The sequence below is a fragment of the Streptomyces sp. NPDC104096 genome, from assembly GCF_055584385.1.
Genome location: NZ_JBVJMD010000040.1, coordinates 19,053 through 45,598 on the forward strand (window position 1 = coordinate 19,053; position 26,546 = coordinate 45,598).

The following is a 26,546-nucleotide window of genomic DNA, read 5'->3' on the forward strand; positions in this document are numbered from 1 at the left end:
GGCCCGTGTTAGTTATGTCACCGGCCAAAAACAGACAAAGAAGAGCAAAAATTGCGACCAACAGCTTTTGCCTAGTCGTTGCGTGACCGCGCCCACCACACCTGTGATCAATGGGTGTTGATCTGGTCGGGAGGAGCTGTTCATACTCCAACGGCCCGATCCGGCGCGTCGAGCGCTCACCACGACCTGTCACCAGGCTTTGAGGGCACACCGGAAGAACCATGCCGCCGCGGCGCCCGCCGCAGCGCGGCCCAGCCTGTTGTGGAGAAGGGCCCCTTGAGCGACCTCGACACCGCCGTGAAACCAAGTCCCCCTGGTAGACGGCGCGTTCGACGTGCCGTGGCTGCGGCGGCGGCACTGGCCGTGCTGGCCGCCGGCGGCGCGCTGCTCGCGCTGCGGGACGACGGCGACACCGTCTCCGATGCCAGGACCAAGCGGGCCACGCGGCCGGTCGACGAGGACGAGGCGCAGTCACGCGCGCGCAGGAGCGGCAAGCAGGTCGAAGTCGCGGCGTTGACCGACGAGTTCTCGACCACATACGCAAATCCTGACGGAACTTTTACCTACACGGTCTCCGTCGCGCCCCTGCGCACGAAGAACGCACAGGGTGAATGGGCGCCGGTCGACACCAGTCTGCGCAAGGGCGAAAAGGGCTGGCACACCGTCAACAGCCCCTATCCGGTGACCTTCTCGGCCGGAGGACGCGGTGGCGGTGGCGCCCGGAAGGCGTCGTCCCGACGATCCGGCACTGCCGTCCGGTCGGCGGTGTTCCGCACCGGAGCCGGCTCCGCCGAACAGGTCGACAGCGCGGCCGGGACCTCGTGGACCCCGCTGCTGACGATGACCGCCGAGGGCCACGAGATCGAGTTCGAGTGGCCGGGCGAACTGCCCGAGCCGGTGGTCGAGGACAACCGCGCGCTGTACGAGGGCGTCCGGCCCGGCGTGGACCTGATGCTGTCCGCCCGGGACACCGGCTTCACGCACGTCCTGGTCGTGCACACGCCCGAGGCCGCGGAGCGGCTCGCCGCCGACCCGCCGCGCTACCGCGTCACCTCCCCCGACCTCTCCTTCGTCCTTGACCCCGGCACCGACGTGCTGACGGGCAAGGACGGTTCGGGCAACGAGATAGCCGTCTCCCCCACACCGTTCCTGTGGGACTCCGCCGGGACGCATGACACCGGGGCCGAGGCGACCGGCGCCGAGGCCGAGGCCGCGACCGGCGGCAACGAGGACCCCGAGGTCGTCGAGAAGGCGCCCGCGCGGGAGAACCCGGACGACGTGCCGGCCGACGAGGTCCCGAACGAGAACCCGGACGGTCCCAGGAGCGGTGCCGACCCCGTCGCCTACGACGGCGTACGGACGTCCGCCTCCGGCACCCTCGCCCTGCCCGCCGCGAACGGCCCCGGCGAGGGCGCCCACGCCACCACGGCCGCCGCCGAGTTCGGCGACGGTGTGCTGACGATCACTCCGCCGAGCAACTACCTCGCGGACACCGAGGGCCTGACCTACCCGCTCTTCCTCGACCCCTCCACCAGCGGTATCCGCGCCAACTGGACCACGGTCTACAAGCGGTACCCGAGCTCCAGCTTCTACGACGGCGCGAACTACAACGAGGACACCAAGGAAGCCCGCGTCGGCTTCGAGCGGGAGACCTGGGGCACGGCCCGCTCGTTCTTCCGCATGAAGCTGAAGAAGGCCATCACCGGCGCGGACGTCTCCAGCGCCACCCTGAAGGTCCTGGAGACCCACTCCTGGTCGTGCAGCAAGCGCACGGTGCAGCTCTGGGGCACGGGCGACTTCACCTCCAAGACCACCTGGAACCGGCAGCCGTCCTGGAAGCGGAAGATCACGTCCAAGTCCTTCGCCTACGGCTGGAAGTCCAACAGCTCCTGCCCCGACGCGTACGTCAACTTCACCGTCACCTCGCTGCTCCAGGACGCGGCGGACGACGGCGCGACCAGCTTCAACCTGGGCCTGGTGGCCTCCACCTCGTCCTCCGCGCCGACGAGCTCCGCCAGCAGCCTGGAGACGGACACCTACTCCTGGAAGAAGTTCAAGGCCGAGAACGACGGCTCCCCGACGCTGGCCGTCACGTACAACCGGAAGCCGAACACGCCGACGTCCGTCACCATGAGCCCCGGCTCCTGCGACACCTCCACCTCGCCGTACATCAAGGTCGGCAAGGCGGACACGATCACCATCAGCGGCAAGGCGACCGACCCGGACAGCGACCTGACCAAGCTGGAGTTCGAGCTCTGGCAGACCGGCAAGTCCGACACCACCAAGAAGACCTTCACCAAGAGCGTGGACGACGGTGAGGTCGGCGGGATCTCGATCAGGTCGTATCTGACCACCACCGGGATCGACTACTCGTGGCGGGTACGGGCCTGGGACGCCAAGGTCAGCAGCGGCTGGGCGCCCACCGGCGGGGACGGCGTGTGCCGCTTCAACTACGACACCAACCTGCCCGACTCCCCCGCGGAGGTCGTCTCCACCGACTTCCCCGGCGACAACGACGGCGACAGCGTGCCCGACGCCTGGTCCGCCAAGCCCTTCGGCAACTCCGGAGGCTTCACCTTCGCGGTCGGCTCGGCCTCCGAGACCGACATCGTGAAGTTCGTCTGGTCCATCAACTCCACCAGCTACGCCGGTTACGCCTGCGCGGGCGGATCGCAGGGCACCTCGGGCGGTCTGACCAAGTCCTGCACGACGGCCGTCAAGACGGCCACCATCACCGGCATCCAGCCCCCGGCGGCCGGCCCGAACACCCTGTACGTCAAGGCCGTCGACGCGGCGGGCAACATATCCCCCAATCCGCGCAAGTACTTCTTCTACGTCAAGCCGCGCACGCTCCCCGACGGTCCCGGTGACCTCAACGGCGACGGAAGCGCCGACTTCGGCGATGTCACCGCCGCCGGAAACCTCTGGATCAACTCGATCTCGCAGAACGGCACCTGGCTGTCCAACGCCTACGGCACCCACAAAAAGGGCACCCTGATCAACAACGGCAACACCGCCCCGCACATCTGGGACGGCAAGAACAACTACGCCCTGGTCACCCACAACGGGGACTTCCTCAACGGCGACGGCGTCACCGACTGGGTGATCCGCACACCGGACGGCCGCCTGTTCATCTACCCGGGCGACGGCTACGGCGCCATCGACGTCACCAAGCGTGTCGAGGTACGCCTCCCGGCGAACGCCCCCGCCCCCTCCACCTACTCGGAGATCAAGTCGGCGGGCGACATCACCGGGGACGGACGGCCGGAGCTGTTCGTGGCCGGCGGGGCGCTCGGCAACGAGCTGTGGATCCTCAGCGGCTACAGCGGCGCCACGTTCAGCGCGGCGACCAAGATGACGTCCTCCGCCTGGGGCGCCACGGAGCGGGACTTCCTCGCCATCGCCGACTACAACGGCGACGGCGCGGCCGACATGACGTACCGCACGGCGGCCGGCAACATCATCCTGCGCAAGGGCATCCTCGACAGCAGCGGGGTGGGCACGGTCCTCGCCAGCCTGGGCTCGTCCGCCGCGAGCCTGGACGGCGACGACACCTACGTCTCCGGCACCTGGCTCTACACCGACCACCCGCTGGTCTACGGCAGCCCGGACGTCACCGGCGACGGCATCCCCGACGTCTACGCCACCAACGCCGCCGGCGACCTCCAGCTCTACCCCGGCACCGCCACCACCCTCGGCACCGCCACCACCCTCCGCTCGGAGACCTGGGCCACGATCCAGCGCCTGGGCTGAGCCCGACCGGAAGGGGCCCCCTTCCCCGCCCTCACGGGCGGGGAAGGGGGCCCCTTCTGCTGCTCGCGGCGAACGCCGCCCGCTGCGGTGCTAGCTGACGAAGTACGTCGGGTTCGGCAGCTTGTACGTGCGGTCGGCGTAGCCGCCGTCCAGGTCGGAGTACTGGTCGCCGAAGTTGGCGACGATGTCGTACCCGAGGCTCTCGATGTGCTTGCGGGTACCGGACTTGTACTGCACGGTCGTGCAGGTCCAGGTGCCCGGGGTGGCGCAGGCGGCGAGGTAGGCCGGCGGGTTCGCCTTGTCCTTGAGGAACATGTGGCCGGCGTCGAGGTTCACATCGGCGCCGATCTTCTTCAGGTTCGCGACGGCCGCGGTGCGCTGCGCCTCGCTCAGACCCGAGTTGTAGAAGACCTCGACGCCCTTGGCGTGGGCGTAGCGCACGAGCTCCGCGCTGCCGAAGACGCCCGGGCGGTCGGCCTTGTCGACGTACTCCGCCCACGTGGTGCCGTTGTACGTGTAGTTGTAGCGCTTCTCGTAGTCGAGGCTGAGCAGCAGCGTGTCGTCGATGTCGAAGACGACCGCGGGCTTCTTGCCCTTGTGGTGCGCCGCCTTGTGGGCGGCCTGGTCGATCTGCTTGCGCGCGGCGGCGTCGATCCGGGCGAGGTCCTTGGCGTAGGGGCTGTCCGGGGACGCCTGGTACACGCCGGCGCTGTCGGTCGTGATGCCGTAGTAGGTGTCGATGTCCTTCACCAGGAGCCCGATGTTGTACGGCTCACGGGTGGAGTTGGCGGTGGACTGGCCGGCCGTGGCGGCACCGGCGCCGTACAGGGCGACACCGGTGACGGCACACGCCGCGGCGAGCGCCGCGAGACGAAGTGGCTTATGCATGACACGAGTTCTACGCGCGTCATCCGGGTGGGCGCGAGACCCGTTGCCCGATCGATACCTCCCGCACGGGCAAAAAACGGGTCAAGCGCCCCGGAATGGTCGGCCCCTGTCGTCAGTCCATGGTCGCGCCGATGGTGGTGCTGCCCGTGGTCAGGAACGTCGTCGCGGGCAAATTGCCTCCGGACTGGCGGGAGTTGTACGTGGTCGTGGCGTCCGTCGACTTGAAGGCGGGGGTGCTGATGCCGCTGTCCCAGTTGTTGCCGGCCGAGACCACCGAGGAGCCCTTGGAGACCGAGCCGCTGCCGTTGCTCACGGCCAGGTTCTTGCCGAGGCGGGCGGCGCTGGTGGCGAAGTAGTAGCCCCGGTTGCCGTTGGCGTACGCGGTGGTGCGGTTGATGACGATGGCGCCGGTGTTGGAGTTCTCGGTGAAGCCGTTGCCCGCGTTGCCCCAGGCGGCCGAGTTGTTGACCACATGGGCGACCACCTCGCCGTCGCCGCCCAGCTTGTAGCCGTTGCCGTCGCCGGCGAACGCCGAGTCGGACCAGCGGTTGACGCCGTTGCCGAAGGACCAGGTGTGCTCGACGGTGACGGGCGAGGAGAAGGACCAGAAGTCGATCCCGTCGTCCGAGTTGTTGTAGAGGCGGGCGCCGGTGACGAGGTTGCCGGTGCCGGAGCCGAACTTGACGGCCACGCCGTCGGCGTTCTCGCCGTGGTTGGCGGCGTCGTAGTTGCCGTAGCTGTCGAGGTACTTGACGGTGTTGTCGACCGTGCCGTCGCCGGTGAGGGTGAAGCCGGAGTCACCGCCGTCGATGGTCTTGATGTTGGTCCAGTTGGTGCCGGTGCAGGACTGGCAGACGACCGCGCTGTCCGGGGAGTTCTGGAAGGTGATGTTGGAGACGTTCCAGTAGTCGGCGGTCAGCTTGAAGATCCAGTCGCCGTCCGGGAGCGAGGAGCCGTCGATCTTGACGGTCTCCGAGCCGTACGCGGTCAGCGTGACCGGCGAGGAGGAGGTGCCGTTGACCGTCGACTGGAGGGTGGCCGTCGGGTAGTAGGTGCCGCCGCGGACCTGGATGACGGTGCCGGCGGTGGCGTTCTTGATGGCGCTGGTCAGGTCGGTCACGTTGCTGACGACCACGGTCGCGGCCTGGGCCTGGGTGGGCAGGACCGCGAGGCCCGACCCTAAGGCCAGGGCGGTGGTGAGCGCGAGAGCGGTACGACGAGTCATGGCGTGGGGGTCCTTTCGTCATGCGACTGTGTCGGGTGGGGGGAGGGTGCGCGGGACGGGAACTTCGTGCGCACCGGGAACGCCGGGGTTCGGTCAGGGAGGTCAGGGACGGCCGTGGGGCCGCCAGTCGCGCAGGTACGTCCGCGGGGTGTGCGCGGCGGCCTCCTGCGCCGTGAGCTGCGGCCGGTTCTCCGGGACCGTGATCGCCGCGCCGGGGCCGGAGTCGGCGTACTCGTGGAAGCGCATGGTCTGCCACGGGTAGGCGTCGCGCATGTTGGTGTACGGGGCCACCGCGTCGATGCCGGGGCCCAGCCAGGTGTCCCGGACCACCAGCGAGGGCCAGGCGGTCGTCTCGTACGACGGCACCCAGGGCCGGGCGAGCTTGTAGGCCGCGTCCTCGGCCCCGGAAGTGACCCGGCAGCGGACGGCGAGGAAGCCGTAGGGGTTGGCGCGGGCCGTGGCGGGGGCGAAGACCATGCCCTTCGGGGTGAAGGTCACGTCCCGTTGCAGGGCGTGGAAGCGGCAGCGGTCGAAGACGGCGGTCGCCCGGCCGAAGACGAAGTCGACGTCGCCCTCGATGTGGCAACGGCGGAAGTACTGGCGGTCGAAGGCGTCGAGGGCGGTCGTGTCCGCGAACAGGGTGTCCTGGTGGGCCAGCAGACGGACGTTCTCGAAGTACGAGCGGTCCCCGGTGACGTAGGCCGCGACCGCCTGGGTGCCGGTGATGTCCGGGTGGTCGGCGCGCAGCCAGTCGTTGGCGAGGGTCAGGTCGCGGACGGTGAGGCCGGGGGCCGAGGAGGTGAAGGTGGCGGAGCCGGCCGTGCCGTAGGTGCCCGAACCATCGGGTTTCTGGGTGCCGTTGGCGCGATCGAGGACGATGACGGTGTCGCGCGGGTCGCCGGTGGCGCCGCGCAGGGTCAGCTCCGCCGCGCCGGCCGGGACGGTGACGACCTCGCGGTAGGTGCCCGGGTGCACGACGATCGTCCGGCCGGGCCCGTCCACCCGGTCCACGGCCCGCTGCACCGAGTCGCCGGGGCGTACGTGCAGGACCCGGCCGTCGTGGGCCGCGGCGGGGCCGGCGGCCACCGGGACGAAGGCGCCGGCCAGGCCGGTGAGAAGGGTGCGTCGACGCATGTCCGTCAGCACTCCTTCCAGGGCGCCCAGTCCCCGAGATGGACCTCCCGGGTCGCCGACCGGGCTTCCTCGTCGGTGAGTTGGGGACGGTTCTCCGGGACCGTGATCGCGGCGCCGGGGCCGGTGTCGCGGTACTCGGCGAACCGCTGGTCCTGCCACGGGTACGTGGCAGACATGTTCGTGTAGGGCGCGGCCGCGTCGATCCCGGCGCCCAGGTGGGTGTCGCGGACGGTGAGCATCGGGCGGGCGGTGGGGTCGGAGCCGGGCACCCAGGGCCGGGCCAGCTTGTAGAAGGCGTCCGGGGCCGCGCTGCCGACCCGGCTCCGGCTCACCAGATAGCCGCGCGGGTTGGCGACGGCGGTGGACGGCGCGAACACGAAGCCGTAGGGGGCGCCGGCCAGGTCGGCGCGGTCCAGGGTGCGGAAGTGACAGTCCTCGTAGACGGCGGTCGCCCGGCCGAAGACGAAGTCGACGTCGCCCTCGACGTAGCAGTGGGCGTAGTACTGGCGGGCGAAGGCGGTCAGGGCGCGGGAGTCGGCGTACAGCGTGTCCTGGTGGCCGAGGAAGCGGCAGTGGTGGAAGGCCGAGCGGTCGCCCTGCACCTTGATCGCGACGGCCTGGGTGCCGGTGACGCCGGGGTGGTCGGCGCGCAGCCAGTCGTTGGCGAAGGTGATCCAGCGGGCGGTGAAACCGTCGGCCTGCACGGTGGTGGTGGCGGAGCCGGTGGTGCCGTAGGTGCCCGAACCGTCGGGCTTGGGCGTGCCGGCCGCGTTGTCGTACACGATCACGACGTCCCGGGGGTCCCGCGAGGCGCCGATCCAGGTCGCCTCGGTGCGGGTGGCGTCGACGGCGACCGTCTCCCGGTAGGTGCCGGGCGCGATGACCAGGGTCCAGCCGCTGCCGGCCGCGGCGGTCACGGCGGCCTGGACGGAGGTGAAGTCGCCCCGGCCGCCCTGGTCGACGTACAGGGTGGTCGGGGTGGTGCGGGCGGCCGGTGAACCGTAGCGGCCGAAGGGGCGCGGGCGGGCCGCGGCCCGGGCGGGGCCCGGGGCGAGACCGAGGGCGGCGCCCGCGCCGGCGCCCGCCAGAAGGAGACCCCGGCGGGAGAGAGGGCGGGGGAGGTGCGAGGGCATACGGCTGCTCCTTCGCGGTGCGGCTCGTGCGGGTCGGGTGGACGGGAGGGAGGGGCGTACGGAAAGGGGGCGCCGGGGCGGGCCGGGGGTGGGGCGCCCCGGCCCGCGCCTCGGGCGGGGACGTCAGCGCAGGCGGCCGGCGCCCGCGCCGCAGTCGACGATCCGGGGGACGGCCTTCGCCGGGTCGATCCCGGTGCGCAGGGTGGGCGTCCAGCCGGCGCCGGACTCCAGGGCCTCCGCCGGGATCTCCGCGTTGTGGACGGCGATCAGGTCGGTGAGCGTGCCGTTGACGTAGTTGTCGTCGGCGGTCAGCGGCGACACGGTCCATCTCTTCAGGATCTTCGCCGCGCTGATCCCGTCCGGCAGGGTGAACGCGTTGTGCTCGGCGACGAGTTGCGACTCCTTGCCGATGCCGTAGCTGTAGTTGTAGCCCGTCTCGGCCACGAAGTGGTTGTTGTACGAGTCGACCTGGCCGAAGCGGACCCGGGGCGCGCGCTCCACCAGCCCCGAGAACAGGTTGTGGTGGAAGGTGACCTTCAGGTGCCCGCGGTCGCCGACCGCGGTGGACTCGCTGTCGCTGTTGCCGATCAGGATGGTCTTGTCGTGCTCGGTGAAGCGGTTCCAGGAGGCGGTGACGTAGTCGGCGCCGCGGACGATGTCCAGCTCGCCGTCGTGCTGCTGGTAGAGCATCCCGAAGTGGACCGGGGCCGCGCTGTCGGGGTGACTGCCGTCGGTGAAGGTGTTGTGGTCCAGCCAGACATGGGTGGAGCCGTAGACGACGGCGGTGTCGTACTCGGAGTTCCAGTTGCCGGTGGCGCCGTCGGTGGGGTCCCACTGCGGGAAGCAGTCGATGGGGCTCTCGAAGGCGAGGTTGCGCACGATGACGTTGTCGACGCCCTTGATCTGGAGGCTGGCGCCCTTGAAGCCGGCGTTCTTCCCGATGCCGATGATGGTGGTGTTGGCCGGGATGCTCGCCTTGATCGCGGTGTCCTGCGCGGCGGCGGAGGTCCGGCGCAGGCCCTCGGGGCTGTCGTCGGGTTCGGTGCTCAGGTCGGTGTCCAGGCCCCAGGTCTCGGGCGCGTACTTCGCGAGGTAGGCGTCGAAGTCGTAGCCGGGCGCGGCGAAGGAGTCGCAGCCCTCGGCGACGGCGTCGACGGTCCCCTTCACCTTGATGATCTTCGGGGCGCTGCCGCCGTCGGCGAGGGCGGCCTTGAATCCGGCCCAGGTGGTGACGGTGTAGACGTGGGCGGCGTCGGCGGCGGCTCCGCCGGTGGTGCCGGTGCCGTAGGAGCCCCAGCCGTCGTTCGCGGGGAGCGCCTGGCGGGCGGCGTCGCGGTGGTTCTCGTGGTTCTCCCTCGCGGCGGCGGTCCCGGTGACGGACAGCACCAGGGCGGTGCAGCCGGCGAGCGCCACCGTTCTTATGACGCGTCCATGACATATCTGTGTACGCACTGTGCGGGTCTCCTCGGTTACACGGCCGAGGCGTCGGTCGCCTCGGGCCAGGTGATCCAGGACGTGGGGATGTCGTCGTGCAGCCGGACCACGTCACGCGGCGCGAGCACCCGCGTCCGCAGCAGCTCACGCGCGACGAGCCGGGCCACCGCGATCGCGCCCGGCGGGTTGAAGTGCGTGTTGTCCTGCTCGGTGTCGGTCCAGTTGAAGTACGTCTTCGTCGCCTCCACCCCGAGCTCCTGCCACAGCGCCAGCGACAGGGCCTCGATGTCGAGCAGCGCCACGCACTCCTCGTCGGCCAGCGCGCGCATCGCCGCCGGGTAGTCGCCGTGGGTCGGCACGGCGTCGCCGTCCGCGTCGAACCTGCGCCGCTCCACCGGAGTGGCCAGCACGGGCCGCGCACCCCGGGCTCGAGCCCCGTCGACGTACAGCCGCAGATAGTCCTGGTACGTCGTCCACGGCTCGGTGTAGCGGGCGGGGTCTGCCGTCTTCTCGTCGTTGTGCGCGAACTGGATCAGCAGGACGTCGCCGGGCCGGATCGCGGCGAGGACGGTGTCGAGCCGCCCCTCGTCCACGAAGCTCTTCGAACTGCGCCCGTTCACCGCGTGGTTGGCGACGGGCCGGTCCCGGCTCAGGAAGAAGGGCAGCGCCATGCCCCAGCCGGTCTCGGGCGCGGCATCGGCGTACTTCTGGGCGGCGGTGGAGTCGCCCGCGATGTAGAGGGTGCGGGGGCGGGGGCCCGCGGCGCGGGCGGGGCCGTTCGCCGCGAGGGCGAGCGGGACGGCGGCGACGGCCGCCGCGGTGACCTGTCTACGGGTGAGGGACACGACGGTGTGCCTTTCACAGGGGATGGGCGCGGAGGCTTTCCACAGGGGGTGGGCGCGGGGGGCACGGGGAACCGCGCGACCGGGACGGCGACGCGGTCCCCCGCGAGGGCGGCCCGCTATCCGTGGTTCTTCTTCCAGTCGGCCTGTGCGGCGTCGAGCTGCTCGGCGAGCGTGTCCAGGAACTGCTTGGCTGTCATCTTGCCGAGCAGCACCTTCTGGAAGTTCGGCTCGTTGTCGGCCTTGGAGATGGTGTTCCAGTCGGGCAGGTAGTAGGGCAGCTGCACGATCTTCGTGGTGCTGCCGGCCAGTGCCTCGGCCGCCAGCTTCGTCGGCTCCGACGACTGCACCCAACCGTCCTGGGCGGCCTCCAGGTTCGCCGGCACCTGCCCGGCCGACTCGTTCCACTTGCTGTTGGACCGGTGGCCCGCGGCGAACTCGATGAACTTCCAGGCGGCGGTCTTGTTCTTGCTCGACCTGAACAGCCCGAGCCCGTCGACCGGGTTGGACACCTGCACCCGGGTGCCGTCGTCCTGCGTCGGCGCCGGGATGCCCTTGAACTTCCCGGCCAGCGCCTTCTGGTGGTCTCCGTTGGAGCCCAGGTTGTGACTGAGCATGCCGATGGTGCCGGAGTCCCACTGGGCGACCATCTTGGTGAAGTCGTTGTTGACGTCGGCGGACGGGGTGTCCTTCTTGAACAGACCGACGTACTTCTCCAGCGCGGCCACGTTCTTCGGGTCGTTGACCGTGGTCTTGTCACCGTTCCAGAACTCGGTGATGCCGCTCTGCCCGTAGGTGGCGTCGAGCGCCGGGGCGATGGAGCCCGCGCCGCCCCGGATGGTGTACCCGAACGCGTTCTTGCCCTTGTCGGTGAGCTTGTCCGCTGCCTGGTAGAACTTCGTCCAGGTGGTCGGCGCGTCCAGTCCGGCCTTCTGGAAGAGGTCGGTGCGGTACCACAGGACGCCGTTGTTGGCGGAGGTCGGCACGGTGTAGGTCCTGCCGTCGCCGCCGGCCGCCTGGACGCCCTTGAGGAACGCCTCGTTGAGCTTGCTGTGCAGTTCGCTCTTCTCGATCCGGTCGTCCAGCGGTTCCAGGGCGCCCTGCACCGCGACCTCGGCGAGCATCGCGGTGCCCACGCCGCCGACGTCGGGCAGGCCGCCGCCCTGGATGGCCGTGTCGTACTTGGACTGGACGCTGTCGGCCGGGACGCCGACGTACTTCACCTTGATGTTCGGGTTCGCCTTCTCGAAGTCGGCGATGATCTCCTTCCAGATGTCGGTGCGGACACCGCCGTTGTTGTCCCAGAAAGTGATCTCGCCCTTGCCGGAACCCTCGTTGCCCTTGTCCCCGGCCGCGCCGCTGCCGTCGTCGCCGCAGGCGGTGGCGGTCAGCGCGAGCACGGAGCCCAGGGCGACGGCCAGGCCGGCACGTCTGCTTCTGCGGATGCTGCTCTTCATGTGGTCGGCTCTCTTCTTCCGGATCCCAACGGAGATATGAAGTTGTGGGGGGTCGACCGGGCGGGGCAAGCGCTTGCTCGACGGATACGCCGTCGCGGCTCCCCACCGGTGTACGGACGGCCGGGCGGGGTTACCGCGGACGGGTCCGGGCCGTGCGGACGCGGCCGCGCTTCTCCCGCGTCACCGGTCGGCCGCCTTCCGGGCGAGCGCCCCGGCCGTCCCGCGGTCCAGGCGGCCGTCGGCGACCACGGCGACGATCCGGCGTACGACGGTCCCGCCGGGCTCGATCGTCAGCCGCTCCGCGGCCGCCAGGGACGAGCCGACGCCCGGGTACTCGGCGGCCCGGACGAACCAGGGGTCCCGGCGGGTGGCGTCGGTGGCGCCGGCGAAGACCAGCGTCCAGGTGGATCCGGCCAGCGCGAGCCAGTCGGCGCGGGTGCCGTGGACCCCGTCCTCGCCCTCGGTGTCGGCGGTGAAGACGTCCGGCGCCCGGGACTCCCTGCGGGCGCGCCAGAAGTAGCCGCCGTAGGCAGCGCCGGGGCGGCCGTTGGTGGCGGGGCTGCCGATCGAGAGCGGCCCCGGGGTGACGTTGGTGAGGGAGAAGGTGAAGTCCAGTGCCCAGGCGGACCCGGTGAGTCCGGCCGCCGCGACGGTACGGCGCTCGCGCAGCAGCTCGGCTCCGGCGGCCACCCAGCGCAGCTCCTCCACGAACCCGTCGGGGTCGTGCAGTCGGAAGGCCAGGTGCCGCTGGGCGCCGTGGTTGTCGAGCTCGGTCGGGCCCCGGTCGCGGACGTAGGTGCGCCCGCCCCAGAAGTTGTGCCCCTCGACGTCGGGAACGGCGACACCGACGCCGAGGTGGTGGAGGTGGTCGGCGGGGCCCAGCTCGGTGACCGCCGTGCCGGCCAGGGTGGTGACGGGGTGCAGATACGGGCGCGGGGAGAGCCGGGCGGGCAGCTCGGGCCGGGTCACGTAGCGGCCGACCGGGCGGCCGGCGACCCGCAGGACCGGTGAGTCGTTCGCCGTCTTCGCCGTCATCGAGTGCGTCATCGGGTGCTCACCTCGTCCGTGTGCGGTGCGTGGGGGGCGTGCGGGCGGGCCCAGGGGGCGTCCAGTTCGGAGTAGAGGGCGAGGGTGTCGGCGGCGGCCGCGACCAGCCCCTCGATGCCGGGCACCACCCGGCGGCCCTCACCGGGGAGCCGGTGCCAGGCGGTGTCGGGCAGCGGGGCCGGATCGGGGGCCAGCCGGATCGCCTCGACGACCTCCATGAACGCGCCGGTCGCGGCGGGCGGCACGAGCAGCGCGGTCCCCTCGGTGAGGTGCCCGACGAGGTTCTCCAGCAGGTCCGTACGTCCGTACTCGTACTCCTGCGGGCCGTGGCCCGCGCGTTGGAGCAGTACCCGGTCCTGCTTGTACCAGAAGGTGATCCGGCCGCGGCTGCCGTGCACGACGACGTACGGTTCGTCGGGCTCGGTGGCGCACAGGGTCGCGGCGACGGTGATCGGGCGGCCCTGCGCGGTGGTGACGCGGACGCACGAGGTGTCGTCGGACTCGATGTCGTTGGCGCGCAGCAGCTCGGTCTCGACGCCGGTGACGTCCTCGGCGCGGCCGGCGCCGGCCAGGGCCAGCGCGGTGGCCACGGCGTGCGCCAGCGGATTGGTGAGGACGCCGTCGACCACGTCGGCGCCGTGCAGCCGTCGCCGGCCCGCCCAGGGCGCCCGCCGGTAGTAGGCCTCGGGACGCGACCAGGCACCGGCGCCGCCGATCCCGGCGACCGCTCCGACGGCCCCCTGCGCGAGCAGTTCGCGGATCGCGGGCAGGGCGTGCGAGCCCAGCGACTGGAAGCCGATCTGGCAGCCGACCCCGGCCTTCGCGACCCCGTCGGCCATCCGGCGGAACTCGGCGCGGGACGGGGCGGGCGGCTTCTCCAGGAGCAGGTGCACACCCCGTTCGGCGGCCGTCAGCGCGAGGTCGGTGTGGGTCGGGATGGGGGTGCAGATCACGGCGATCCGGGCGCCGGTGGAGTCGAGGAGCGCGCCGAGGTCGCCGGACTGCTCGGGCCTGCCCAGGCCGTCGGGTGTCTCGTCCTCGGTCAGCGGGGTCGGCTCGCAGATCCCGGCCAGCCGGACGACCCCCCGGTCCTGGAGCCGGCGGATGTTGTCGAGGTGCCAGCGGCCGTGGCCGCGCGCTCCGGCGAGGACGACGGGGACCGGTGCACCGGGGGTGACGTGACGGTCGCTCATCCCTTCACCGCCCCCGCGCTGAAACCGGTGATCAGCCACTTCTGGATGAAGGCGAACACGATCACCACGGGCACGGCCGCGACGATGCCGCCGGCCGCCAGGGCGCCCAGGTCGACGCTGTCCGCGCTCATCAGGGTGTTGAGGCCGACCGGGATGGTCTGCTTGCTCTGGTCGGACAGGAACATCAGGGCGAACAGGAAGTGGTTCCAGGCGTGCACGAAGGCGAAGGAGCCGACGGCGATCAACCCGGGCCGCAGCAGCGGCAGTACGACGATCCGGAAGGAGGCGAGCCGGGTGCAGCCGTCGACCCAGGCGGCCTCCTCCAGGGAGTAGGGCACGTTGCGGATGAAGCCGCTGATCAGGATCATCGACAGCGGCAGCTGGAAGACCGTCTCCGCGAGGATCACACTGCCCAGCGAGTTGATCATCCGGAGTTCGGCGAACACCTGGAACAGCGGGACCAGCAGCAGCGCGCCCGGGACGAACTGCGAGCACAGCAGGGCCAGCATGAAGACCCGCTTGATCCTGAAGTCGAACCGGGCGAGGGCGTAGCCGCCGGCCAGCGCGACGACGGTGGTCAGGACCAGGGTCGCCACGCCGATGAGCACGCTGTTCTGGAAGTAGGTGCCGAAGGCCCGCTCCGTCCAGACCTTCTCGAAGTGGTCGAAGGTCATCGGCCAGGGCACCAGCGAGGTCGATCCGGCCGGGCGCAGCGCGAAGAGCAGGATCCAGTAGAACGGGATCAGGGTGAAGAGCAGATAGACGCCGAGCGGGAGGTATATCTGCCAGCGCGGGGCCTCGTCCCAGGCCCGGCGGCGCTTGGCGGGGCGCGATGCCTGGGGTGCCGGCCGCTCGGGGGCGGGGGCGACCGCGGTGGCCTCCTCGGTGATCACTTGGTCTCGCCTCCGAACTTGCTCAGCCGCAGGTAGACGACCGAGCAGAAGAGCAGGATCACGAACGCGACCGTGGTCAGCGCGGACGCGTAGCCGAAGTTGTGGGCGTCGACGCTGGTGTTGGCGATGTAGAGCGGGAGCGTCGTGGTCTCGCCGGCCGGGCCGCCGCCGGTGAGGGTGTAGAGCAGGTCGACGTTGTTGAACTCCCAGACCGCGCGCAGCAGCGTGGACAGCACGATCGCGTCCTTCAGGTGCGGCAGCGTGATGTGCCAGAACTGCTTGAGCCGGCTCGCCCCGTCGACCTCGGCGGCCTCGTACAGGTCCTTCGAGACGGACTGGAGGTCGGCGAGGATGAGGATCGCGAAGAAGGGGACGCCGCGCCACAGGTCGGCGACGACGGCCGCCGGGAAGACGGTGGCGGTGTCCGACAGCCAGCTGGTGCCGTACTCCCCGATGCCCAGGTCGGCGAGGTAACGGGTGATGCCCGTCTGGGAGTTGTAGAGCAGCACCCAGATCGCCGAGGTCAGCACGCCGGAGACGGCCCACGGGGAGAACACCAGGGCGCGGCCCAGGCCGCGGCCGACGAAGGTCTGGTTGACGATCAGCGCCAGCGCGAGACCGCACAGCAGTTGCAGTCCGACCTCGACGACGACCCACTTGGCGCTGAAGGTCAGCGTGTCCCAGAACTGCGGGTCGTCGGTGAAGGCGTGGACGAAGTTGTCGAGGCCCGCGTAGCCGTTCCGCCACGGCTTGGTGGGGTTGTAGTTCTGGAGGCTGTAGTAGAAGACGCTGACGACCGGGTAGGCGATGAAGCCCAGCATCAGCAGCGCCGCCGGGGCGATCAGCAGGTACGGGAGCCTGCGGGGCGTGGCGGAGGCACGGCGCCGCCGGGGTGGCGCGGGCGGTTCCGCCACGACTGCGGCTTGGGCCATGACTGTTCTCCGTTCGCTTGCGGTGGGTCGGGTGCGGAGCACTGCGGGTCACAGGAAGCGCTTGCTAAACGGTCGTGCGGAGGGCCGGGCGGGCGGCCCTCAGCCCGCGTACGGGTCGGGCACCTTGCCCGGCCGGGCCAGGAACTCGAAGTCGCAGCCGGTGTCGGCCTGGGTGATCTGCTCGTTGTAGAGCGCGCCGTAGCCGCGCTCGTGGCGCACGGGCGGCGGCGTCCAGGCGGCCCGGCGCAGCTCCAACTCAGCTTCATCCACGTGGAGTTGGAGCAGACGCGCCTCGACGTCCAGGGTGATCGTGTCGCCGGTGCGGACCAGGGCGAGCGGGCCGCCGACGTACGACTCCGGCGCCACGTGCAGGACGCACGCGCCGTAACTCGTCCCGCTCATCCGGGCGTCGGAGATCCGCACCATGTCCCGCACCCCCTGCTTCAGCAGGTGGTCGGGGATCGGCAGCATCCCGTACTCGGGCATGCCGGGGCCGCCCTTGGGGCCGGCGTTGCGCAGCACCAGGACGCTGTCCGCGGTGATGCCGAGCTCCGGGTCGTTGACGGTGCGCTGCATGGTCCGGTAGTCGTCGAAGACGACCGCGGGCCCGGTGTGCTCGAGCAGGTGCGGCTCGGCGGCGATGTGCTTGATGACCGCGCCGTCCGGGCAGAGGTTGCCGCGCAGCACGGCGACCCCGCCCTCGCTCGCGACCGGGTTGTCCCGCGGCCGGATGACGTCGTCGTTGTGCACCCGGGCGTCGGCGAGCTGCTCGCGCAGGGTGTCGTACGAGACGGTCGGCCGGTCCAGGTGCAGCAGGTCCGGGATGCGGGAGAGGAAGCCCGGCAGGCCCCCGGCGAAGTGGAAGTCCTCCATGAGGTACCTGCGGCCGCCGGGGCGGACGTCGGCGAGGACGGGGACCGTGCGGGCGATGCGGTCGAAGTCGTCGAGGGTGAGGGTGACACCGGCCCGGCCCGCCATGGCGATCAGGTGGATGACGGCGTTGGTGGAGCCGCCGAGGCCCAGGACGGTGGTGACCGCGTCCTCGAAGGCGTCGCGGGTGAGGAGGGCGGAGAGGGTCCGGCCGGCGTGGATCTGTTCCACGATCCGCATGCCGGACGAGGCGGCCATCCGGTCGTGCCCCGAGTCGACGGCGGGAATGCTCGACGCCCCCGGGACCGTCACCCCGAGCGCCTCCGCCGCGGCGGTCAGCGTGGAGGCCGTCCCCATCGTCATGCAGTGTCCCGGCGAGCGCGCGAGCCCGTTCTCCAGTTCGAGCATCTCGCAGTCGCCGATGAGACCGGCCCGCTTGTCGTCCCAGTACTTCCACATGTCGGTGCCGGAGCCGAGGACCTCATTGCGCCAGTGGCCCGGCAGCATGGGTCCGGCGGGCACGAAGACGGTGGGCAGGTCGACCGAGGCCGCGCCCATCAGCAGGGCGGGCGTGGTCTTGTCGCAGCCGCCCATCAGCACCGCGCCGTCCACCGGGTACGACCGCAGCAGTTCCTCGGTCTCCATCGCGAGCAGGTTGCGGTAGAGCATCGGGGTCGGCTTCTGGAAGGTCTCGCTCAGCGTGGAGACCGGGAACTCCAGCGGGAAGCCGCCCGCCTGCCACACCCCCCGCTTCACCGCCTGGGCGCGCTCCCGCAGATGCACATGGCAGGGGTTGATGTCGGACCAGGTGTTGAGGATCGCGACGACCGGCTTGCCCAGGTGCTCCTCGGGGAGGTAGCCGAGCTGGCGGGTGCGGGCGCGGTGGCTGAAGGAGCGCAGCCCGTCGGTGCCGTACCACTGGTGGCTCCTGAGCTCCTCCGGGCGCTTCACCGGACGCTCGCCCCCGGGCCTCACAGGGACCACCCGGCCGCGATCGCGGCGACCTCGGCCCGCGCGGGTTCCGGCAGGACCCTGCTGGGCGGGCGGACCTCGCGGCGGCACAGGCCGAGCGAGGCGAGGGCCTCCTTGACGACGGTGACGTTGTCGGCGGAACCGTTGGCGGCGCGCAGCTCCTCGAAGCGGCGGATCTGCTCCCAGACCTTCATGGCGGCCGGGTAGTCGCCGGACCGAAGCGCCTCGATCATGTTCAGCGAGACCGAGGGGGCGACGTTCACCAGCCCGGAGGTGAAGCCGGTGGCTCCGGCCGAGAAGTAGGAGGGGGCGTAGGGCTCGGCGAGACCGGCGACCCAGACGAACCGTTCCAGTCCGGCGTCACGGGCGAAGGCGGCGAAACGTGCGGCGTCGGGGACGGCGTACTTGACGCCGATGACGTTCGGGCAGGCGTCGGCGAGCTCGGCCAGCCGGGCACCGGTCAGCTGCGCGTTGCGGATGTACGGGACGACGCCCAGCTCGGGCACGGCCTCGGCGACGGCACGGTGGTAGTCGACCCAGCCGCGCTGGGCGACGTAGGGGTGGACGGGCTGGTGGACCATCACCATCTGCGCGCCGAGTTCACGGGCGTGCCGGGCGGAGGCGACGGCGGTGGGGACGTCGTGCCCGACCCCCACCAGGACCGTCGCCCGTTCCCCCGCCTCACTGATCGTCAACTCCGTGACCAGACGCCGCTCCTCGGGGGAGAGGGCGTAGAACTCGCCGGTGTTGCCGTTGGGGGTCAGGGTGGTGATCCCGCCGTCGACCAGACGGCGCAGCAGGGCCCGGTGGGCGGCCTGGTCGACGGAGCCGTCCTCGGCGAACGGGGTCACCGGGATCGCCACCACGTCGGCCAGCGCCGCCCGCCGGCCCTCGAACGCCACGTCGCTCATTCCTGTCCTTCCTCTGCCGTCGCCGCCACCGCCACCGTCGCCCTTGCGTCTGCCGGTACCGCCCCGGCCTCTGCTCCTGCCGCCGGTCGGACCCCCGCCTCCACCGTCGCCTGCGGGAACGCGCGCCGCACGAAGGAGGCGATGTGGGCGTGCAGGGCGCTCGCCGCACCCTCCGCGTCCCCCGCGAGCGCGAGCCGCAGGATCTCCCGGTGCTCGCCGGCCTCCTGCTCCCAGGAGGGCGAGGCGGCCCAGGCGACCGCGGAGACCAGCGCGGCCTGGTCGCGGACCTCGTCGAGCATCCGGCCGAGCAGCGGGTTGCCGCACGGCAGGTAGAGGGCACGGTGGAACTCCCGGTTGGCGAGGGAGCGTTCGGCGGTGTCCGTGGCACCGTCGGCCCGGGTCAGCGCGTCGCGCGCGGCGTCCAGGGAGGCGCCGTGCCGCACCGCGCGCCGCAGCGCCTCGGGCTCCAGGAGCAGCCGGACGTCGTAGACCTCGCGCGCCATGTCCGCGTCCACCATGCGCACCGTGACGCCCTTGTACTGGTTCATCACGACGAGCCCGGTGCCGGCCAGGGTCTTGAGCGCCTCGCGCACCGGGGTCTTGGACACCCCGAACAACGCGGCGAGTTCGGTCTCGACCAGGGCCTGACCTGGCGTCAGCTGTCCGGTGAGGATGCGGTGTTTGATGCCCTCCAGCACGAACTGCGTACGGGAGGGAATCGGCGTGGGCACAGAGGTCATGCGCGCCTCTCGGGTCTCACGTATCGGATCCCGCGTATGGGATCTCACGTATCGCGTCTCATATATGACGTACGAAGTACGACGCGTTGAAGGTAGGAGCGGCCCTGTGTTTCGTCAATGCTTCCGGCAAAGGAAGTTGAGGTTGCCGGGACACAAGTTGCTTGTACGGCAGCGAAGTTCAGGGAAGCCGTCGGGTAAGGAGAGGTGGCGGGCGCCTCGGAGGCCGCGGGCATCTCGGGCCCCGCGAACCCCGCGGGCGCCGCGGGCGTCTCAGAAGGTTCTCGTCTCGCCCTCGCGGGCGGCGGAGGTCCGGCCGCCGAAGACCGCGGCGGCGCGCGCCACGGCCTCCTCCGGGGTGAGGGTGGGCCCCACGTGGGTGATCAGGAGTTCGCGCGCGCCCCTCGCGGACCGGGCCGCGTCCTCCGGCGTGAGGTGCACCTGGCGTTCGCCTTCGCGATGGCGGTCGATGTCGGCCTCGCAGAGGAACACGTCCGCGCGGCGGGCGAGTGCGGTCAGCGCCTCACAGGGGCCGCTGTCCCCGGAGTACGCGAGGACACTGCCCTGGCACTCGGCGCGCAACCCGTACGCCTCGGCGTCGTGGACCACCGCGCGCGTGGTGAGGCGGAGGTTCCAGTGCTGTGCGACATGGCCGTCGTGCAGGGGCCTGAAGTCGAGGATGCCGTTCAGGAAACGGGTGTCCGGCTGCCCGAAGAAGCCGGCGAGGCGCCGGGCGCAGTCCTGCGGGGCGTACACGGGGATCGGGGCGGGCGGGGTGAGCCCGCCGAAGGCGAACGCGTAGACGGCGGACAGCAGATCCGCGCTGTGGTCCGCGTGCAGATGGGAGATCCAGATCGCCGTGAGACGCGCCGGATCGGTGTGCCGCTGCAACTCTGCGAAGGTTCCCGGACCGGCGTCGACCCAGACCTCGGCGCCGCCGCCGCGCAGCAGATGGCCGGAGCAGGGGCGGCCGGGCTGCGGGTGCGGGGAGGCGGTGCCGAGGACGGTGAGGCTCAGGGGCATGGACGGGAGAGTACGTTTCCGGGCCCCTTTGCGCTCCCTTTTCGGGGTCTGTCACGGCTGTCGGTTTTCGGGGTCTGTCACGGATTCCGGTTTTCGGGACCGGTCACGGCTTCCAGCCCGGGTCCCGTCCGCTCAGTCCCACCACCCGGTCGACCAGCGGGGCGTCGTCCGGGACCCGGACGACCGGCCCGAAGGCACCACCGGCGCGCCGCAGGTCGTCGGCCGCGGCGAGGAGGAAGTCGTACGACGACCGGAGCGCGGCCGGGTCGGGCTCGTACTCCTGGCCGGTCGCCCGCGCCAGGTCCCAGCCGTGCACGACCAGTTCGTCGGCGACGACGGCGGCCGCGACCGCGCCGGGCAGGTCCACGCTGCCCGCGCGGGTCATGCCGGTCCAGGCGGCGGGGTCGCGCCAGGCCTCGGCGAGTTCGCCGAGCACCTCGGGCAGCCGCTCGCGCCAGTCGGGGCCGATGTCGGCCGCGGCCGGGTCCGGGGCGGTGTCGGTGGTGGGGCCGAAGTCCTTGCGCGCGGCGTCGCGGAAGGCGAGGGCCAGGCCGGACAGGTGCCCCAGCATGGTGCGTACGGCGCAGTCCGGGCACGGCGTGCGGTCCCCGAGCTGCTCGTCGCGCACGCCCGCCGCCAGGGCCGCCAGGATCCGGGTCTGCGGTCCGAGGTCGAAGGTCGTGACGTCCGCCCCGGTGCCGGTGCCGGTGTCGGTCATGGATCGCTCCTTGGGAGTGTGATGTGCCTGAAGGGGTGGACCGGCACGGCCCCCGGAACTCATCGGTCTCCCGGAAGCCGGGCCGTCCCCCTCCCGCACCCTCCCCTCGGCTCAGCCTCCGGCGAGGGCCCGGCGCACCGCCGACAGGTCCGCGTCCGACGCCAGACCCGCGTGATAGAGGCGCAGCTCGGTGGCGCCCAGCTCCCGCGCCCGTGCCGCGTCGGCCGCCAGGGTGTCCGGGCTGCCGCCCATCCCGGAGACCACGGTGAGGTTGGCCGCGACGACCGCCGCCCGCCGCCCCTGCTCGGCGAAGGGCGCGAGCAGGCCGGGGCCGCCCGTGCAGGGCACGACCACGCCGTCCGCGACGGAGAGGATGTGCGCGGGGTCGACGCCCGCGTTCGCGCCGCAGTGGTACGACACCGGGTCCGCGTGCAGCAGCACCTGGAAGCCGTCGGGCGCGGCCGCCCGGACGGCGGCGACCGCGTCCTCCTGGAGCGTGCGGGCGGTGGTGTCGCGCCACGCGCGCGTGGCTTCCGCGTACGTCTCGCCGAGCAGTTTCACGACCCCCGTCCAGCCGCCCTCCTCCTCGGCCCGGCCCCGCCACAGCGGCTCCAGGGCGTCGCGCACGGCGGCCGCCAGCGCGTCCGGGTCCAGGTCCCGCCGCTCGTATCCGGCCCGGCAGTCGGGGCAGAAGCACAGGGCCATCAGGTACTGCCCGGCCTCCCCGAGGCCGACCCCGCCGGTCTTGTCGTGGGCGTGCAGATGGGGCAGCCCGTACCAGCCCAGGGACTCCAGCTCGGTGCCGTGCGCCCCGGGGCGCACGGCGGCCTCGGCCGCCAGGTCGACGAGGTACGCGCGCGTGGCGGGCTGCGCGATGCACGGCGCCCACGGGTAGCGGTCGCCGTAGGCGTTGACGACCGAGGTGTCCGGGTGTTCGGCGCCCAGGCGGGAGTTGTGGGCGAGGACCACCCAGGTGTGCACCGCCAGGCCGGCGTCCGCGAGCGCGTCGGCGGCCTCGCCGTAGGCGTCGCCGGGGGCCCAGTCCCCGGCCGGATACGGGCGCAGGGTGCGGCCCGCCCAGCGGTCGCCGAGGGGGTGGAGCACGGCCGCGTGCTCGGCGGTGACGACGCGGTGCCGGGGGTGGCGCGGGGTCAGGGCACGGGTGGAGTGGTAGGCGGAGGCGAGGGTGACCTGCCGGACGCCGAGCCCGGCGACGCGCGCGGGCGCCGCGGGATCGCCGTTGACGTCCCAGGGGTAGAGGAACGCCGACGCGGTCACCGGTCCTCCTCCAGCAGCGCGTAACCGCGTTCGATCACCTGGGCGAGCTGCTTGACGTGGTCCTCGGTCGGCTCGTGCAGCGGCGGCCGCACCTCCCCCACGTCGAGCCCGCGCAGCCGTACCCCGGCCTTGACCAGGGAGACGGCGTAGCCGCGGCCCTGGGCGCGCAGTTCGACGAAGGGGCGGTAGAAGCCGTCCAGGAGGCGGTGCGCCAGGGCGTCGTCGCCCGAGTTCAGCGCCTGGTGGAAGGCGAGCGCGATCTCCGGGGCGAAGCAGAAGACGGCGGAGGAGTAGAGGGTGATGCCGAGGGCGCGGTAGGCGAGCTGGGTCTGCTCGGCGGTCGGCAGTCCGTTGAAGTAGAGGAAGTCGCCGGGCGCCTCGGTCCGTACGGCGCTCACGACGCGCTGCATCAGGTCCAGGTCGCCGAGGCCGTCCTTGAGCCCGATGATCCCTTCCGTACGGGCCAGCGCGACCACGGTCTCCGGGGTGAACACGGCGTTGTCGCGCTGGTAGACCACCACGGGCAGGTCCGTGGCGGCGGCCAGCTCGCGGTAGTGCCGCAGCAGGCCCTCCTGTCCGGCGACCACCAGGTACGGCGGCATGGCCAGCAGCCCGTCCGCGCCGGCCTCCTGCGCGAGCCGCGCGTACCGGACGGCCAGGGCGGTGCCGTACCCGGCGCCCGCGACGACCGGCACGCGCCCCTCGGCCGCCTCCACGGCCGCCCGCACGCAGGCCGAGAACTCCTCGGGCGTCAGGGCGTGGAACTCCCCGGTGCCGCAGCAGGCGAAGACGGCGGCGGCACCGGCCTCGACTCCGCGGCGCACATGGGTGCGAAAGACGTCGAGGTCGACGGAGCCGTCGGGGCCGTAGGGGGTGACGGGGAAGAACAGCGGCCCGCTGGGGACGCCGAGCCGGGCGGCGAGGGGGGCTGGTGTCACGGGCTCTCCCTGGGACAGGCGCTCACGTTTCCGATCCGCGCTCACGTTTATGATCCATGTCTACATTTCTGAACACACGTACCCTAAGGAGCCTCATCAGGGCCGGTCAAGCACGCATCTCCGCAACACGGAAGCGGATCCGGCAGGTCCGCGCCACACTTGACGGGACGCGTCGACGATCCCTAGCGTGTCCACGAGTGTGAATGCAGTCCACACATGCGGCCACCTGTCCCAGGCGGCGGACCCAAGGAGACCCGAGGATGCCCGCTCCCCGCACCGTTCTGCTCACCGGCGCCGCCGGCGGGCTCGGCACCCTGATGCGCGGGCTGCTGCCGGCCCGTGGACACACGCTCCGACTGTTCGACCTGCTCCCCGTCGAGGGCGAGCCGGACGCGATCACGGCGGACCTCGCCGACCGGGAGGCCCTGCGGGAGGCCGTCCGGGGCGTCGACGCCATCGTCCACCTCGCGGGCATCTCCCTGGAAGCCCCCTTCGAGAAGATCCTCAGGGCGAACGTCGAGGGGACCTACAACCTCTACGAGGCCGCCCGCGAGGAGGGCGTGGGACGCATCGTCTTCGCGTCCTCCAACCACGCCGTCGGCTTCACCCCCGCACCCCGCGGGGACGACCCGCTGATACCGGTGGACACCCCGCGCCGCCCCGACACCTTCTACGGCCTGTCCAAGTCCTTCGGCGAGGACCTGGCGCAGCTCTACTGGGACAAGCACGGCCTGGAGACCGTCTCGGTCCGCATCGGCTCCTGCTTCCCGGAGCCCACCAGCGTGCGCATGCTGTCGGTCTGGATGAGCCCCGCCGACGGCGCCCGCCTCTTCCACGCGGCCCTGACCGCCGAGCACGTCGGCCACACGGTGGTCTACGGCTCCTCCGCCAACACGCGGCTGTGGTGGGACCTGTCGAGCGCGCGGGCGCTCGGTTACGAGCCGCAGGACGACTCCGAGCCGTACGCCGAGAAGCTGATCGCCGAGCAGGGCGAACTGGACCCGGCGAACATCGCGCAGGCCTGCCTGGGCGGCCACTTCGTCAGCGATCCGCCGATCTGGCCGTACTGACCCGGAAACGCCCCGCCCGATTGGCCTTCAGGTAAGGGAACGGTAAAGCGGGTCCGCTCGTTCACCCGGCATGACAGCTATGACGCCTGGCTCGAACATCCCTCTGTCAGCCGCCCGCGTGACGGTGGACGTGGCCGCTCCGGTGCGGCTCGACGTATCGGGCCTGCTGCTCACCGCCGACGGCAAGGTGCGCTCCGACGACGACTTCATCTTCTACAACCAGCCGAGCGGACCCGGCGTGAGCTACCGCTCCGGCGGCGGCGCGGCTCCCGACGCGATCACGGTCGACACCTCCGCGGTACCCCCGGGCATCGAGAAGATCGTCATCACCGCCAGCCCGGACGCCGCGGGCCAGACCTTCCAGGGCATCGAGCCCACGGCCACGATCCGCAACGCCGACGACAACAGCGTCCTGGCCACGTTCACGCCCCCGCAGCTCGGCACCGAGACGGCCCTGGTGGTCGTGGAGGTCTACCTGCGCAACGGCGCCTGGAAGGCCCGCGCGGTCGGCCAGGGGTACGCGAACGGGCTGGCCGGCATCGCCACCGACTTCGGCGTGTCGGTCGAGGAGCCCGCCGCGGCCGCCCCGCCCGCCCAGCCGGTCGCCCCGCCCGTGTCCGCACAGCCGGTCGCCCCGCCCATGCCCATGCAGCCCCCGGCCGCCCCGCCCGCTCCCCCGGCGCCGCCCGCCGCCCAGCCCGGCACCGGGAAGATCAACCTCGACAAGGGCCGGGTCAGCCTCCAGAAGAACCAGACCGTGTCCCTGGTCAAGAACGGCAGCCCGCTGCTCTCCCAGGTCAAGATGGGCCTCGGCTGGGAACCCGCGTACCGCGGCAAGAGCATCGACCTCGACGCCTCGGTCATCGCCTACGGCCCGCAGCGCAACCACATCGACAGCTGCTACTTCGGCAAGCTCTCCATCGTGAACGGCGCCATCAAGCACTCCGGCGACAACCTCACCGGCGAGGGCGGCGGTGACGACGAGGTGATCGTCGTCGACCTCGGCCGGCTGCCGCAGGAGGTCACCGGCCTGGTCTTCACGGTCAACTCGTTCTCCGGCCAGAAGTTCACCGAGGTGGCCAAGGCCTACTGCCGACTGCTGGACGCCGCGACCGGCGAGGAACTCGTGCGCTTCGACCTCACCAACGCGCAGCCGCAGACGGGCGTGCTGATGGCGAAGCTGATCAGACAGTTCTCCGGCGAGTGGGAGATGACCGCCATGGGCGACTTCGTCAAGGCGCGCACGGTACGGAACATGGTGAAGCCGGCGGCCGAGGCCCTGTAGGCCTTCCGCCCCACAGGGGCACACCCGGCGGCAAGGGGCTCGGCAGGTCGTACGAGCCCCTCCACCGCCCACCGCGCTCCACGACACCCGGACCGCCCCCGCGCCCACGGCGCCCGGACCGCCGGCACCCGGACGCCGGCTAGGCCCGCAGGCCCTCCGTCAGCAGGGCGACGTACCGGCGGATGGACTCCCGCTGTCCGTTGGCCAGTTCCGAGGCGGTCGCCACTCCGTGGGCCAGCCGCAGCACGTCGATCGGCTCGACGTCCCGCCGCAGCGCCCCCGCCTCCTGCGCCGCCTCGACCAGCCGCGTCGCCGCGCCCTTCATCGAGGTGGCGCACGCGGTCACCGCGGCCACGCTGCCGTCCGTGACGGCCGAGCCCAGCAGGGCCTTCATGCCGCGCACCTGGATCGTGCCGACACACAGCTCGTTCAGCCACTCCACCAGCGCCTCGCCCGGGGGCAGCTCATCGGCGAGTTCGCCGGCCCGCACGGCCAGCGCCTCGATGCGGTCCACGTACGCGGCCTCCAACAGCGCCTGCCGCGTCGGGAAGTGGCGGTAGAGCGTGCCGGAGCCGACTCCGGCCCGCTTGGCGATGTCGTCCAGCGACGCGCCCTCCCCGTGCTCGGCGAAGGCCTCGGCCGCCACCTTCAGCAACCGCTCGTAGTTGCGCCGAGCGTCCGCGCGCATGGGCTTGACCTGCGTCATCCCGTCACTCCTTGCAAACCGGGGACTCTCTCCGTATCTTGGCGAACATTAAACGGAGACAGTCCCCGCTTATCGCTGCGGGCAGTCCTCGCTGCCCGCATGGTCCA

Annotated in this window: 22 protein-coding genes; 3 read left to right on the forward strand and 19 right to left on the reverse strand. The window is 71.6% G+C overall.

From position 1 onward, the window contains the following. Positions 1-339: 339 nt before the first annotated feature. Positions 340-3,753, forward strand: a complete 3,414-nt coding sequence (locus ACZ60B_RS30585) for an FG-GAP-like repeat-containing protein (protein ID WP_469392608.1) — start codon at positions 340-342, stop codon at positions 3,751-3,753. A gap of 90 nt (positions 3,754-3,843) precedes the next feature. Here ACZ60B_RS30585 and ACZ60B_RS30590 read toward each other — a convergent pair whose 3' ends face one another. From ACZ60B_RS30590 to ACZ60B_RS30675, 18 genes are all read right to left on the reverse strand, one after another. After that, positions 3,844-4,641: an HAD family acid phosphatase gene (locus tag ACZ60B_RS30590; RefSeq protein ID WP_469392610.1), complete on the reverse strand. Its 798-nt coding sequence runs from the start codon at positions 4,639-4,641 to the stop codon at positions 3,844-3,846. 112 nt (positions 4,642-4,753) lie between these two features. After that, entirely contained in the window at positions 4,754-5,866 is a 1,113-nt protein-coding gene (locus ACZ60B_RS30595) for a right-handed parallel beta-helix repeat-containing protein (protein ID WP_469392611.1), read from the reverse strand. A gap of 102 nt (positions 5,867-5,968) precedes the next feature. Further along, positions 5,969-7,000, reverse strand: coding sequence for a pectinesterase family protein (locus ACZ60B_RS30600; RefSeq protein ID WP_469392613.1), 1,032 nt, complete (start codon positions 6,998-7,000; stop codon positions 5,969-5,971). Positions 7,001-7,005: 5 nt separating this feature from the next. Further along, positions 7,006-8,133: a pectinesterase family protein gene (locus tag ACZ60B_RS30605; RefSeq protein WP_469392615.1), complete on the reverse strand. Its 1,128-nt coding sequence runs from the start codon at positions 8,131-8,133 to the stop codon at positions 7,006-7,008. Positions 8,134-8,256: 123 nt separating this feature from the next. Further along, positions 8,257-9,585, reverse strand: a complete 1,329-nt coding sequence (locus ACZ60B_RS30610; protein ID WP_469392618.1) for a pectate lyase family protein — start codon at positions 9,583-9,585, stop codon at positions 8,257-8,259. A gap of 17 nt (positions 9,586-9,602) precedes the next feature. After that, entirely contained in the window at positions 9,603-10,412 is an 810-nt protein-coding gene (locus tag ACZ60B_RS30615; protein WP_469392620.1) for a rhamnogalacturonan acetylesterase, read from the reverse strand. A gap of 116 nt (positions 10,413-10,528) precedes the next feature. After that, a complete protein-coding gene (locus tag ACZ60B_RS30620) occupies positions 10,529-11,866 on the reverse strand; it encodes an ABC transporter substrate-binding protein (protein ID WP_469392622.1) in 1,338 nt (445 codons plus the stop codon). 180 nt (positions 11,867-12,046) lie between these two features. Next, the gene (locus tag ACZ60B_RS30625) at positions 12,047-12,913 is read right to left on the reverse strand and encodes a DUF6807 domain-containing protein (protein ID WP_469392624.1); all 867 of its coding nucleotides are present in this window, start codon (positions 12,911-12,913) and stop codon (positions 12,047-12,049) included. Beyond that, positions 12,910-14,106, reverse strand: coding sequence for a Gfo/Idh/MocA family protein (locus tag ACZ60B_RS30630; RefSeq protein WP_469392627.1), 1,197 nt, complete (start codon positions 14,104-14,106; stop codon positions 12,910-12,912). Before ACZ60B_RS30630 ends, ACZ60B_RS30625 begins: the two co-directional genes overlap by 4 nt. Further along, positions 14,103-14,999, reverse strand: a complete 897-nt coding sequence (locus ACZ60B_RS30635) for a carbohydrate ABC transporter permease (RefSeq protein ID WP_469392629.1) — start codon at positions 14,997-14,999, stop codon at positions 14,103-14,105. The genes ACZ60B_RS30630 and ACZ60B_RS30635 overlap by 4 nt, the downstream gene beginning before the upstream one ends. Continuing rightward, complete coding sequence (locus ACZ60B_RS30640; protein WP_469392631.1) at positions 14,996-15,931, reverse strand: carbohydrate ABC transporter permease; 936 nt, start codon at positions 15,929-15,931, stop codon at positions 14,996-14,998. The genes ACZ60B_RS30635 and ACZ60B_RS30640 overlap by 4 nt, the downstream gene beginning before the upstream one ends. A 99-nt stretch (positions 15,932-16,030) precedes the next feature. After that, positions 16,031-17,752, reverse strand: a complete 1,722-nt coding sequence (gene araD, locus ACZ60B_RS30645) for an L-arabinonate dehydratase (RefSeq protein WP_469392634.1) — start codon at positions 17,750-17,752, stop codon at positions 16,031-16,033. Positions 17,753-17,772: 20 nt separating this feature from the next. Next, a complete protein-coding gene (locus tag ACZ60B_RS30650; protein ID WP_469392636.1) occupies positions 17,773-18,684 on the reverse strand; it encodes a dihydrodipicolinate synthase family protein in 912 nt (303 codons plus the stop codon). Beyond that, complete coding sequence (locus tag ACZ60B_RS30655) at positions 18,681-19,424, reverse strand: GntR family transcriptional regulator (protein ID WP_469392638.1); 744 nt, start codon at positions 19,422-19,424, stop codon at positions 18,681-18,683. The genes ACZ60B_RS30650 and ACZ60B_RS30655 overlap by 4 nt, the downstream gene beginning before the upstream one ends. 270 nt (positions 19,425-19,694) lie before the next feature. Beyond that, the gene (locus ACZ60B_RS30660) at positions 19,695-20,444 is read right to left on the reverse strand and encodes an MBL fold metallo-hydrolase (RefSeq protein ID WP_469392640.1); all 750 of its coding nucleotides are present in this window, start codon (positions 20,442-20,444) and stop codon (positions 19,695-19,697) included. 103 nt (positions 20,445-20,547) lie between these two features. Further along, the gene (locus ACZ60B_RS30665; RefSeq protein WP_469392642.1) at positions 20,548-21,162 is read right to left on the reverse strand and encodes a TIGR03086 family metal-binding protein; all 615 of its coding nucleotides are present in this window, start codon (positions 21,160-21,162) and stop codon (positions 20,548-20,550) included. 111 nt (positions 21,163-21,273) lie between these two features. Continuing rightward, entirely contained in the window at positions 21,274-22,440 is a 1,167-nt protein-coding gene (locus ACZ60B_RS30670) for a hypothetical protein (RefSeq protein ID WP_469392644.1), read from the reverse strand. Continuing rightward, the gene (locus ACZ60B_RS30675) at positions 22,437-23,378 is read right to left on the reverse strand and encodes a 5-dehydro-4-deoxyglucarate dehydratase (protein WP_469392646.1); all 942 of its coding nucleotides are present in this window, start codon (positions 23,376-23,378) and stop codon (positions 22,437-22,439) included. Before ACZ60B_RS30675 ends, ACZ60B_RS30670 begins: the two co-directional genes overlap by 4 nt. Positions 23,379-23,638: 260 nt before the next feature. On the opposite strand from ACZ60B_RS30675, the gene ACZ60B_RS30680 reads away from it, so the two are divergent. Both ACZ60B_RS30680 and ACZ60B_RS30685 read left to right on the forward strand, forming a co-directional pair. Next, positions 23,639-24,448, forward strand: a complete 810-nt coding sequence (locus ACZ60B_RS30680) for an NAD-dependent epimerase/dehydratase family protein (RefSeq protein WP_469392649.1) — start codon at positions 23,639-23,641, stop codon at positions 24,446-24,448. Between the two features lie 79 nt (positions 24,449-24,527). Then, positions 24,528-25,733: a TerD family protein gene (locus ACZ60B_RS30685; RefSeq protein WP_469392651.1), complete on the forward strand. Its 1,206-nt coding sequence runs from the start codon at positions 24,528-24,530 to the stop codon at positions 25,731-25,733. Between the two features lie 139 nt (positions 25,734-25,872). Here ACZ60B_RS30685 and ACZ60B_RS30690 read toward each other — a convergent pair whose 3' ends face one another. Next, positions 25,873-26,439 (reverse strand): TetR/AcrR family transcriptional regulator, encoded by a 567-nt coding sequence (locus ACZ60B_RS30690; protein WP_469392653.1) that lies wholly within the window; start codon positions 26,437-26,439, stop codon positions 25,873-25,875. Between the last annotated feature and the right edge of the window lie 107 nt (positions 26,440-26,546).